The sequence below is a fragment of the Streptomyces deserti genome (genome assembly GCF_054782695.1).
This window is the reverse complement of the sequence record NZ_BAAGRZ010000065.1, coordinates 1-10,753: the sequence shown is the minus strand read 5'-3', so window position 1 is coordinate 10,753 and position 10,753 is coordinate 1. Positions and strand designations below refer to the sequence as shown.

The window sequence follows — 10,753 nt, the reverse complement described above, 5'->3', positions numbered from 1 at the left end:
CGCATACCTTCTCGCCGTCTTCACGGCGTACATCCGTGAGGCACACGCTCGCCCCGGCCTGAGCGAGCCGGCGGGCGATGGCCGCTCCCAGGCCGCGCGCGGCGCCCGTGACGAGGGCCCGTTTCCCGGACAGGTTTGCGTGAGATCTTGATTCCAACGTCTCCAGCGTCGTGCCTTTCAACTGTTTGGTGGCTAAACGGATGCCTGGCCCCCGCCGCCGCAGGCGGTCGGCGGATTCTTTTTCCCTGCCCGCAGGGCGCCGTCCCGGGACGGGGAGGAGCGCAGACAGCACCCGGTCGGCGCAGTGACGCGGAGTGCTGTGAAAGCAGCTGGAGGTTCTTGTCGTCGCGCGTCGGCGAGGCGCGGTCGGGTGCGCCGGCGTCGGCGGCTACGGTCTGCGGCGTATGGGCGCTCACGAGGTGACGGTGATGACGAGACAGCCGCCCGCCCCGCGCACAGCGCGGCTGGCATCGCTTGTCCTCAGCCTGCTCGTGGCACTGTGCGCCTGCGTGGGGCCTTCGTGGTCCGACACGGACTACGAGGAGAAGGTGGCCAATACGGCCGAGGCAGGATGTTCCGAGCACGCCGTCACGGGCCCTGGGCTCCTTGCCGCCGTAGCGCGCTGGCTGGGTCGCCGCAACCGCTCGATCCCCTGGAACCAGGTCGTCCAGGTCCAGCAGCGGCGCTTGGTGGTACGCCCCGGCGCACAGCGGGCCGCATCATGACCACGGAGGGACTGGCGGTCCTGTTCGCCTGGCTGGAGTACCTGGCGCTGGTCGCGGCCCTGGTGTGGCTGGTGCTTCGCCGTGGCCCACGAGATCGCGACCGGCACCGTTAGACCAGGTCGTTCAGCGATCCGCACATTCGGATGTGCCTGTCCACACTCGGGCCTCGATGATGGAACTGCAGGCACTTGCAAACCGAGAAAGCGAAGGACAGGCCAGCAACAAGCTCGTTGGCGACAGTGACAAGGAGGCGGGTCATGGCCAAGTCCAAGCCGACGACACGGACGGCGAAACTGCGTCGCGAGTTCAGTGAACTTGCAGCGCTGGGTGTCCTCCTCGTCATCGCCGGACTGGTCGGCCTTGTCTACACCGGCGTCGCTACTCTCACCTCAATGATCCTTTTCGGCTGGCTGCTGCTCATCGGCGGTGCCCTGGGGCTGCTGCACGCGGTAGCGGCGCGCGAGCAGAACTTCTTCTGGCTCGGTGTGATCGTCGCGGCGCTGAACATTGCCGCTGGGGTGGTGATCATCCGCCAGCCCGAGGAGGCCGCCGCCGCGCTGACCATGTTCGCCGCCCTGCTCTTCCTCACCGGCGGACTCTTTCGCATGGTCGGCGGCCTCGTGGTGCGCGGCCCTCAGTTCCTCTGGACCCTCGTCCTGGGTGCTTTCGACCTCCTGCTTGGCATTTTGGTCCTGGTGCCCTGGCCCAGCGACAGTAAGTACGTCATCGGGACGTTCTTCTCCCTCGCCTTGCTCTTCGACGGGCTCGCTTTGATCGCAACCGGGTTCGGTGGACGGCGGATCGTCGGCATGGTCTCCGGCCAGCCGACCGGCGGCAAGGCCGGGCTCAGGAAGCCCGGGTCATGACAGGCCGGTAGCGCCTGATCATCTACGCCCGGCAGCCCCTGGAGGACTTTCGGCCCAGCTTGGCGAGGAGTTCGTTGCAGGCCTGCTCACAGCTTCGGCAGGCCTCGGCGCAGATGCGGCAGTGCTCGTGCATGTCCGCGTGGCGGCCGCACCCATCAGCGCAGGCCTTGCAGGCCGTGACGCACGCCTGCAGCATCGCCCGGCTGATGTTCGCGTCGTAGCCAGTGTGGCGGGAGAGCACCGATGCCGTGGTGGTGCAGGGATCAGGCTACCCGCCTCTCGCCCTGCTCCGGCTCCTCCTGGTCCGGCAGGTGAACATCGTCTACGGCGATATTCACCTCCACGACCTCCAGGCCGGTCATGCGTTCGACCGCATTGATGACGTTGGAGCGCACGTCCCTGGCGGCGTCCGTGATGGAAGCGCCGTACTCGACGACCACGTCAAGGTCGACAGCTGCCTGACGCTCACCGACCTCCACACTCACTCCACGAGTGACGCCACTTCCCCCGCCGGGCACGCGCTCGCGCACTGCCCCCAGCGCCCTGGCAAGACCAGTACGCGAAGGTGCGGCGCAGACCTTGGGGGGAGGGGGCCGGGCGCCATGCCGTCTCGAACTCCTCCAAGGTGCCTGGCCGAATGCGGCGTGTCGTCACCCACACGAAATCCACCTCCATCGCGGCCTCCTCCTTCATCCGGTTCGGTTGCCGGCCCTCATCGGGCCACGGTAGGTCCCAATCCACGATTCCGCCCGCGAGGCGATCGCGGAGATAGGAGATACCTGTGGCAGGGAAGGATCCTGCCCACGCCAGGGGCCACCGCGACACGCCGCTGGGCGGCATCACGGGGGGCCAGCACAGTGGCGGTGGCGCTTGATACTTTGCTGGATGCTCTTGGCAAGTTCCCGTGAAGACGGACCTTCTATGGTTCGCCCTCTCCTCGTTCCTGAGGAGGTGCCGCGTCCCAGCGCTGCCGGCCGATCGTAAACCCGTCATCGTGGGCGTCGACGACGCGGGCGATCAGGAGGCGGTGGTGCGGTACGCCGCCCATCAGGCCGCGATGCGCGGCATTCCGCTGCATATCGCCCATGCTGTCCCACTGCCCAGGCCGCTCGGCAGTGCGGGTGAGAAGGAACCCATCGCCAAGCGTGGGGCCGACGTGGTGGACCGGTTCCAGGCACTGGCCCGGTCGGCGTTCCCCGACCTGACCATCGAGGGGGAACTGCCTTTCGGTGACCCAGCCTGGACGTTGGTGGAACGCTCCGCGGAGGCGTCCCTTGTCGTGCTGGGGCATCGCGGGAGCGGTGGCTTCCCCCGCCTGCCCCTCGGCTCGGTAAGCCTTCGGGTGGCGACTCACGCCCGGTGCCCGGTGCTGGTACTGCGCCCGGGGAGGCCTGGACCGGTGCGTGGCGGCCGCGTCGTCGTCGGGGCCGATCTCGCGCACTACTCACCGGAGGCCATGGAGTTCGCCTTCGCGGAAGCCGACCGACGCGCCGCCGACCTGCATGTGGTGCATGCCGTGCACCTTCCGGCGCTGGTGCCGGGGACCGCAGGCATCGTCGCAGTGGAACCGGATGTGCGGCGGACCGAGGAGGCCGCCAGGCGCTTCCTCGAGGAGCGGATCGCCGAACTGGCGGGTCGGTATCCGAGCCTGTCCGCGGAGGTGCAGGTCGACTGGGCTCGTCCGGCGACGCGCTTGACCGATCTGTCACGGGAGACCGATCTGCTGGTGGTCGGCTCACGCGGCCGGACCGGACTGCGCAGGATTCTTCTCGGCTCGGTCAGCAGCGAGGTCCTGCATACGGCCCACTGCCCCGTCGCCGTCGTCCCCGAGGCTGCGGACGGATGACCGGCACCCAGGTGAGGCGAACCGCGCACGGCCTGGCTTTCGGGGGCTGCTCCGCCTGGCCCAAAGAGGGACGCCCGGTGGCGGTCGGCGGGCATGCGTAGTTCCGGCGGCGCGTTCGCTGCCGGAGCAGGAGCGAGGTGGATGGATGTGAACGCAATGACACCGAGGCCATGGCGACGGTCGATCACCTTCCTTGTGGCGGGCTGTCTCGCAGCGGCGTGGGGGGTGACGGGCTGCGGTGGCAATGACAACGAGTACAACCCGCCCGGCGCCAACGCCCGTGTGGGGTCTGTCCTCATTCGTTACGCGCACATCGCCGAACCACCGGACGGGCCGTGGGAGAAGGGGAGCGACGCACCGTTCTACCTCTGGCTGTTCAACCAGGGAGAGCGTCCGGACAGGCTGATCGGCGCAGAAACAACCGTGGCGCGGTCCGTCGACATCGTGACCGGGGATGGCGCAGTGCGCGGGCCGGTCGAGCTGCCCACCGACAAGCTCGTCGAGCTGGAAAAGGGACGCCCCCACCTGCTGCTCAGGGACCTCAACGAGCGGATCCGGGGCGGAGACTTCGTCTGGATCACCCTGCGATTCGAGCGAGCCGGCGAGGTGGCGCTTCAGGTCCACTCCCAGATCCCCACCTACGACGACGACAACGTCACCGACGCGCCAGGACTGACGTCCCCCTCACCGAGTTGATCGCCGCTGATGGGCCGTGGCCGATACCCGTGCCCTCCGCGAACGACTGCCCGTAGCCCGTGGGTCACGAAGACCGACCCGGTGCGCTCGGCCGAGCCCGGTCCCCTGTGGTCAGTACAGCAATCCACCGAGCCTTGAGCCCTGCCGGCGCTAATACCACTTCAGGGCTCGCCGGCCCGTCTCCTCGTCCCGCCAGCGGCATGCAGATCCTCCGTGCGGTGAGGCCGGGGGCCCCTATGGGTGCGGTGTGCCGCAGCCCTGACTGTGGCCAGGGCCAGACAGAAGAGAAGAGCCAGCGCGAGGCCGGAGCAGAAGATGGCCAGCGTGTTCATGGTGGCGATCTCCTGACCCAGCACCGACACGGTGTACTCAGGGCCCCCGGACAGGTTGTCGGCGATCAACAGGCCGGTGAAGGCGGCTGTGGCCGCGAGAAGAAGTAGTCCTAGGAAGAGCATCGATGCCATCTCCCTTGGTGGTCCCGCTGTGCTAGACGGCCTGTGTACCCGCGATCCCTCGAAAAACGCAGAAACCGGATATGTGGGACGTGGGCGGCGGCCATTCGTCTCCTAGGTCTGCGCCCCTTGCGGACGTTAGTGTGGCAACGCTATCTTCGCGGCGTCGTAGCCGCAGCTGTCGCGGCCGACGGTGGAGGCGCCCTTGACCGACTGGGAGTCCACGATCAGGGTCACCGGATGCGGGCAGCGGCCCTTGCCCGTACGGATCCGGCGGCGGAGTTGGTCACGGATGTAGGTGATGATCCCGGCCCGGTTCCATCGCCAGAAGAACCCGTAGACCGTCTCCCACGGGGAAAGTCTGCAGGCAGGGCCCGCCATTTCGCGCCGTTGTCGACGATGTAGCGGATGCCGTCGACAATCTCCCGCCGTGGCCACTCTTATCCGGCACGTACAGCGTTGACGGCGAGTCTCGTTGTCTCCCCAGGCGTGCCGTCGATAGGAACCTGCGCACCGTGTTCCTCGGGAGACAGCGGCTCCAGCGCGTCGAGCTGCGATTGCAGCAGGCTTTCAGGCATGAAAGGGCCTTTACTAGCTGCCATGCGGTCAGCGATGAGTCGAGCCGAGCCATGCAAATGTATGAAGAACACGTTGGGTGCCACGGAAGCCAGCCGGTCACGGTAGTGCCGCTTGAGGGCGGAGCAGGCGACGACGCCACCTCCGAGCGGGTGGTCGGCGAGCCACTCGGCGATCTTGTCGAGCCAAGGACGCCAAGGAGCGTCGCTCAGCGGTATGCCGGCCGTCATTTTCTCCACGTTCGTCGGCGGATGGAAGTCGTCACCTTCCGCGTAGGGAACGCCCAGTTCCCGTGTCAGAGCCCTGCCCACCGTCGTCTTGTCAGCTGCGAAACGGCTCTGGCCCCGCCGCGCGAGATGAGGTGCGCGGGCGCATTCCGCCACCGGTGAGGGGGGTGGGCGAGTGCTGGGTAGCCGCTGGGCGGTCACTGACCGGCCTTGGCGCCCGGCATACCTTCCCGATATCCGATGTCCCGGATCGCCTCGTGCCCGGGGGCCCGGCCCCGCGGACTCCACCGGCCGAGCGGCAGCACCACCCGGCTGTAGGACTGCTCCAGCAGCAGGGCTCCCGCGGTGTAGAAGGCGGCCGCGCTGGATGCGACGAGCACCCACCCGGCCGCGATCCGGAGGTCGTGCACGTTACCGATCACCCCGGCAGCGACCAGCGAGGATCCGGCGGTGAGAAGGATGAGCGTCAGGAACGTGCTCAGATTCTGGGCCAGCGCGCCGAGCGCTCCGAACAGCGTGATCACTGCGACCGCGATCCACCAGAAGCCAAAGGCGTCCTCGCTGATCACCGCGAGCCGGATCCTGCCGCTCGCAGTGAGCAGCACCAGCAGGCCCCAGGCGAACCAGAACCCACCCCAGACGCCGTGCATGGCAGTCGCCAAACCGTCTCGCGCCCGGTAAGCCCACATTGCGGAGATCAACTGGGCCACACCACCCACGAGCATGACGAAGGGAGCCAGGATCACCGGCGAGAAGACGTTGTTCCCCCACCATTCGGCCATGTTCGAGGCGACCGTGAACATCGCCGCCCCGAACGCGAACCAGCCCAGGATCGACGGCGCAGCGACAGGCGTGAGCACCAGCCGACTGCGGGCCCGCCACGCCTCATAGCCATCCGGATCATCACGTCCGTCGACACCCCGGCCGTCAGAACGGTCCGCAGAGTGATCGGAAGAGGTCATGGCAGGTCCCCTCCAAGGCAGTGACTCAGGCCATTCCCAGGCTGGGAGCATCAAGAGCATCACGCAACCGGAGCGGACCGCTGGCAGTCACACCAGCTATCAAGCACCAAGACGCAAAGCGATGAGGCCTGCGCCGTTACCTGAGCCAAATCCTCGAAGGTCGGCCGGCCAGCATCCGCACAGCGGGCGGTGGTCTGAGGAACGCACTGCGCGGCGGACCACTGGCGCCACGCCAAGTGCTCCTGATGCCACCGGATACCAGCCCCGGGGCTGCTGTCCATGTCAGGCCGGGCGGCGCTCCAGGATCTCGCCCGTCCTCGCGTCCACCACATGGACCGTCGCCGACTCGTCGGCCACGCCAAGGACACCGACGCGCCAGACCGGGGCACTATCCCTCCGTTCCAGTTCGATGCTGGTGATGACCTCCCCGTTCGTCGTGTCGGCCGCTTCACGGGCTGCCTCGTCAGGCAGGAGCCGGGCCTCCTGCAGCAGCCGCATCAGTTCCTGCCGCTCGGAGTCCGTCACATCGGGACCGGGACGCGTCCCCAGCACCTCGCCCCGAGTGGCACCGATCCGGACCGTGTGCAGCTGCCCGTCCTGGTCCGCGATCCGGCTCTCCCACACGGGTGACACCGACTCGGGCTCCTTGAGCTCCAGGGCCACCAGCTCACCGCCGGTTACCTCCGCCGTTGACAGACGAATGGCGCGCTCATAGTCGATCTCCACCATCCGGAACCGCTCGGCGGGTTCGTTCAGCGGATCGTCCCGGCCGCAGCCCACGAGGAGCGAAAACGCGATGACCGGCACGCATAGAACCACGGCAAGCCGCCTCCACGCCCACCCTCCTGCATACCGAGAGGTCGCTGTCATTGCTCCCATACAGACCGACTATCCGTCTTAGGCGGGAACGAAGCGCGGTATCTGGGAAATTCACCGTGGTGCACCTATGCGGCATTTACCCGCAGCAGTGTTTCGCGAGTTGTCTCATTTGCTGTGGTCTGTAGCCTGATTTCGTGCTGATGTCGAAGCGCTCCCTGTGCCTCGTGTGGGGGGCCTCCTTGCACCCGGCCGGGCTCCGGGCCCGCGTGCCTCGCGCCGATGCGTGACACGCTCCGGGTCCAGCTGTGGCTGCTGCCGACGCTGGGTGTCACACTCGCCGTCGCTGGGGGTGTGGGACTGCCCCGGCTGGATGAGCGGATCCAGCATGACGTGCCGTCCTGGCTGAGCGACTACCTGTTCGGTGGCAGCCCGGATGCCGCGCGCTCGGTGCTGGCGGCGATCGCGGGCTCCCTGGTCACGGTCACGGCGTTGACCTTCTCGCTCACCGTGCTGACGCTTCAACTTGCAAGCAGCCAGTTCTCCCCGCGTGTACTGCGGACCTTCACCGCGGACCGGTATGTCCAGACGACTCTGGCGCTCTTCCTCACAACATTTACCTTCGCCCTGACCGTGCTGCGCACCGTCCGCACCGGCGAGGACGGCCAGGCCGGGTTCGTCCCCCGGGTGTCGGTCACCGTGGCCTTCGTGCTCACCCTGGCCAGCCTGTTCGCCCTGGTGCTGTTTCTGTCGCACCTGGCACGCGAGATCCGGGTCGAGACGATGCTGAGCAGCATCCACTCAGCCGCCAACCGCACCATTGACCGGCTGCTGGCGGAGAAGCAGGACACGGCCTGCGGGGAGTCCGCTACCGGGAGCCTCCCTGCCGCGCTACCGGAGCCGCCCGCGAATGCGCTGATCCTGACCGCCGGAGCTTCCGGCTTCCTCACCTCCGTGGAGGAGGCGGCGCTCATGAAGGCAACCGTCGAAGCCGACGCGGTTGTACTCATCGAGTGCTGCCCCGGAACCTCGCTGATCGCCGGCACACCTGTGGGAGCCGCCTGGCCACGTGCCGGAGAGCCGTTCTCCCCCGCCACATGCAGGCGCCTGGCCGAGCAAGTCTCCGAGGCGATGCGGACCGGTCCCGAGCGCACCGATCTCCAGGATGTCGCCTTCGGGCTCCGGCAGCTCGCCGACATCGCCGCCAAAGCGCTCTCCCCGGGGGTCAACGATCCGACCACCGCCGTGCACGCTCTGTCGCACTCCTCTGCCCTGCTGTGCCAGCTGGCGCGCCGCGACCTCGGCCCTCGACTGCTGCGCGATGAACACCAGCACGTCAGAGCCGTGCTGCAACGCCCGGACCTGCAGGACCTGCTGAACCTGGCGGTGGCCCAGCCCCTGCACTACGGCGCTGCCGAGCCCGCCGTCCTGGCCCGCATCACGATGCTGCTGCGCGAACTCGCCTGGTCCAGCGCCCCCGACCAGCACCCGCCCATCACCGCCGCACTCGCCCGGCTGCGCTCCACGATCGCCACCCAGAACCTTCACGCCACCCAGCACTTCCGGCTCACCGAGCTGACCGAACTCGTCGACGAGGCCCTCGCCGGGCGATGGACACACGGCCGCAGGAGCTGACCGCAGGATCGGTCGTGGCCCGTCCAAGCACGCCCGACGCTCCGGCTGACGGACACCCACCCCCACGTTGGGGCCCCCGTTCACCGAAGATCACCTCGCGCATCGGCAACGCGATTCGGGGCCGCCGAACGGGGGGCCGTGTAGGCCCCGGGTTGCGGTAGCGGTAGTGCCCTTGAGGCCATCGCCTCGCGGAGGGGCTGCACCGGTTGAAGGCCAGAACTGACACCGCCGCGGCCAGTCGGGCCAGCGGGCGATACTGAAGAGTCTGCGTCCGCCCCGCGACATCAACGGCCAGCAGCCCCTGGTGGACTTTCAGCCCAGCTTGACGAGGAGTTCGTTGCAGGCCTGCTCACAGCTACGGCAGGCCTCGGCGCAGATGCGGCAGTGCTCGTGCATGTCCGCGTGGCGGCCGCACTCATCCGCGCAGGCCTTGCAGGCCGTGGCGCACGCCTGCAGCATCGCCCGGCTGATGTTCGCGTCGTAGCCGGTGTGCCGGGACAGCACCGATGCCGTGGTGCTGCAGATGTCGGCGCAGTCCATGTTGGTGCGGATGCACTTGGTCAGCTCCTCGACCATGCCTTCGGACAGGCATGCGTCCGCGCAGGCGGTACACGCCTGTGCGCAGGCGATGCATTCCTGGATGCATGTCGCCATCGCCTCGCGGTCCACGCTGCCCAGGTCAGCGGGGTAAGTGTCGAGCGTTTCCCGGACGGACGTGGTCATGGTTCATCGCCTCGCAATCAGCCTGTGACCACGCGGCGTCAGCCCGCGCCGGCTGCGGGGATACGGGTTTCACCGGGGTCGGCTGTAAAACGGCGTGCGGCTTCATCGGGCGGGTGCGCTTTTCGTGCGGCGTTCGACCGAAGGTGAGGGGAGTGGCCCGGGCGGCGGGTAGTCGCCCCGCATGACTGTTTCGGTTGAGCTGTTGCCCGAGTCCGGGCTGCGTGAGGCGATCGGCGTGCTTGTGCGGGTCGTCGAGACGGCAGGGGCGCTGATCATCTTCATCGGCGCAGTGTGGGCCTTCGCCCGGTTCGTTGCGGCGCTGCTGCGAGGCCGGGGAGAGGCAAGCGGCTTCAACCGGATCCGGCTGACCCTGGGGCGCTTCCTGGCGCTGGGGCTGGAGTTCCAGCTTGCCGGTGATGTGCTGCGCACCGCCGTCGCGCCGAGCTTCACCGAGATCGGCCAGCTGGCGGCCATCGCTGCGATTCGTACCGCGCTGAACTTCTTTCTCAGACGTGAGATCGCCCAGGAACGGGCCGAAGTGGCCGCCGAGCAGTCAGGGGAGCGCAAGGCCGGCTCCCGCCCGGCCGAGGACACACCATGACCGATCTTCTCACCGCAGGCGCGCTGCTGGTCACGGCAGCCGGTGTGCTCAGTGCTATCACCGCCTATGCCATCTCTCGGCGAATCAGCCAGGCGCTGCCCGTTCTGCTCGACTTCCTCACCGGCGCCGGGCTGATCCGCCTGGCCGCGGACATCTCCTGGAACAGCATCATGGTGGCCGCCGCGGTCATCACAGTGCGAAAGATCGCCGCCATCGGTGTCGCCGCAGCTCCGCGGCTGCAGCAGCTATGAGCACCGCTGAGTAGATGACCATCACGGCCCGGCCCCACCCGCCGTCACGCCTGACGCCTACGCCCAGGTCATCCCGCTCGGGCCGGGAGCCAGTAAGCCGCTGCCGCATACGGCACAGCGTCGTCTACGCGAGGATTCACGCCCGGACCAACGCGTGATGAGCGTTTTCCGACACAGCGCAACCGCCGTCACCACCCGTTCAGCCCACACGCGGGCCCTCCACAGCGCAGGGCCGGGAGGCTGCCGCCACAGCACGCACCGCCGAGCCAAGCGGGTTGGCCTGCTGCCGGCGGTGGGTGAATGCGGGCAGCCCCTTACCCTGCAGGCCACGCACGGGGGCGCGATGAGCAGGCCCTGGAGCGTGGACCACCCAGGCT

12 protein-coding genes and 3 pseudogenes are annotated in these 10,753 nt (G+C 68.1%); 6 read left to right on the top strand and 9 right to left on the bottom strand.

Going from position 1 to position 10,753, the window contains the following annotated elements:
- Window positions 1-181: SDR family NAD(P)-dependent oxidoreductase (locus ACYVMZ_RS38690; RefSeq protein WP_461087916.1), on the bottom strand; the 181-nt coding region annotated here is incomplete at its 3' end.
- 801 nt (window positions 182-982) lie between these two features.
- Between ACYVMZ_RS38690 and ACYVMZ_RS38685 the strand changes: the two genes are divergently transcribed.
- Entirely contained in the window at window positions 983-1,591 is a 609-nt protein-coding gene (locus ACYVMZ_RS38685) for an HdeD family acid-resistance protein (protein WP_461087914.1), read from the top strand.
- Between the two features lie 22 nt (window positions 1,592-1,613).
- Here the strand turns inward: ACYVMZ_RS38685 and ACYVMZ_RS38680 are convergent.
- Both ACYVMZ_RS38680 and ACYVMZ_RS38675 read right to left on the bottom strand, forming a co-directional pair.
- Window positions 1,614-1,856, bottom strand: a pseudogene (locus tag ACYVMZ_RS38680) (four-helix bundle copper-binding protein); the annotation flags it as partial.
- Window positions 1,855-2,148, bottom strand: a pseudogene (locus ACYVMZ_RS38675) (Asp23/Gls24 family envelope stress response protein); the annotation flags it as partial. The pseudogenes ACYVMZ_RS38680 and ACYVMZ_RS38675, both read right to left, overlap by 2 nt.
- A 437-nt stretch (window positions 2,149-2,585) precedes the next feature.
- Between ACYVMZ_RS38675 and ACYVMZ_RS38670 the strand changes: the two are divergent.
- Both ACYVMZ_RS38670 and ACYVMZ_RS38665 read left to right on the top strand, forming a co-directional pair.
- Complete coding sequence (locus ACYVMZ_RS38670) at window positions 2,586-3,437, top strand: universal stress protein (protein ID WP_461087912.1); 852 nt, start codon at window positions 2,586-2,588, stop codon at window positions 3,435-3,437.
- A 141-nt stretch (window positions 3,438-3,578) separates the two neighbouring features.
- Window positions 3,579-4,133, top strand: a complete 555-nt coding sequence (locus ACYVMZ_RS38665) for a copper chaperone PCu(A)C (protein ID WP_461087910.1) — start codon at window positions 3,579-3,581, stop codon at window positions 4,131-4,133.
- A 161-nt stretch (window positions 4,134-4,294) separates the two neighbouring features.
- Here ACYVMZ_RS38665 and ACYVMZ_RS38660 read toward each other — a convergent pair whose 3' ends face one another.
- The 5 genes and pseudogenes from ACYVMZ_RS38660 to ACYVMZ_RS38640 form a co-directional block, all read right to left on the bottom strand.
- The gene (locus tag ACYVMZ_RS38660; protein WP_461087908.1) at window positions 4,295-4,597 is read right to left on the bottom strand and encodes a hypothetical protein; all 303 of its coding nucleotides are present in this window, start codon (window positions 4,595-4,597) and stop codon (window positions 4,295-4,297) included.
- A gap of 144 nt (window positions 4,598-4,741) precedes the next feature.
- Window positions 4,742-5,019, bottom strand: a pseudogene (locus ACYVMZ_RS38655) (transposase); the annotation flags it as partial.
- 6 nt (window positions 5,020-5,025) lie between these two features.
- Entirely contained in the window at window positions 5,026-5,544 is a 519-nt protein-coding gene (locus ACYVMZ_RS38650) for a gluconokinase (protein WP_461087906.1), read from the bottom strand.
- 41 nt (window positions 5,545-5,585) lie between these two features.
- Window positions 5,586-6,350 (bottom strand): acetate uptake transporter family protein, encoded by a 765-nt coding sequence (locus ACYVMZ_RS38645; protein ID WP_461087903.1) that lies wholly within the window; start codon window positions 6,348-6,350, stop codon window positions 5,586-5,588.
- A gap of 282 nt (window positions 6,351-6,632) precedes the next feature.
- Window positions 6,633-7,157 carry a PepSY domain-containing protein gene (locus tag ACYVMZ_RS38640; RefSeq protein WP_461087901.1) on the bottom strand — a complete coding sequence of 175 codons (525 nt, stop codon included), beginning with the start codon at window positions 7,155-7,157 and terminating at the stop codon, window positions 6,633-6,635.
- A 291-nt stretch (window positions 7,158-7,448) separates the two neighbouring features.
- On the opposite strand from ACYVMZ_RS38640, the gene ACYVMZ_RS38635 reads away from it, so the two are divergent.
- Window positions 7,449-8,801 (top strand): DUF2254 domain-containing protein, encoded by a 1,353-nt coding sequence (locus tag ACYVMZ_RS38635; RefSeq protein ID WP_461087899.1) that lies wholly within the window; start codon window positions 7,449-7,451, stop codon window positions 8,799-8,801.
- Window positions 8,802-9,113: 312 nt separating this feature from the next.
- Here ACYVMZ_RS38635 and ACYVMZ_RS38630 read toward each other — a convergent pair whose 3' ends face one another.
- On the bottom strand, window positions 9,114-9,524 hold the full coding sequence (locus tag ACYVMZ_RS38630) for a four-helix bundle copper-binding protein (protein WP_461087897.1): 411 nt from the start codon (window positions 9,522-9,524) through the stop codon (window positions 9,114-9,116).
- Between the two features lie 181 nt (window positions 9,525-9,705).
- Between ACYVMZ_RS38630 and ACYVMZ_RS38625 the strand changes: the two genes are divergently transcribed.
- On the top strand, window positions 9,706-10,125 hold the full coding sequence (locus ACYVMZ_RS38625) for a DUF1622 domain-containing protein (RefSeq protein ID WP_461087895.1): 420 nt from the start codon (window positions 9,706-9,708) through the stop codon (window positions 10,123-10,125).
- On the top strand, window positions 10,122-10,376 hold the full coding sequence (locus ACYVMZ_RS38620) for a hypothetical protein (protein WP_461087893.1): 255 nt from the start codon (window positions 10,122-10,124) through the stop codon (window positions 10,374-10,376). The genes ACYVMZ_RS38625 and ACYVMZ_RS38620 overlap by 4 nt, the downstream gene beginning before the upstream one ends.
- The last annotated feature ends 377 nt before the right edge of the window (window positions 10,377-10,753 follow it).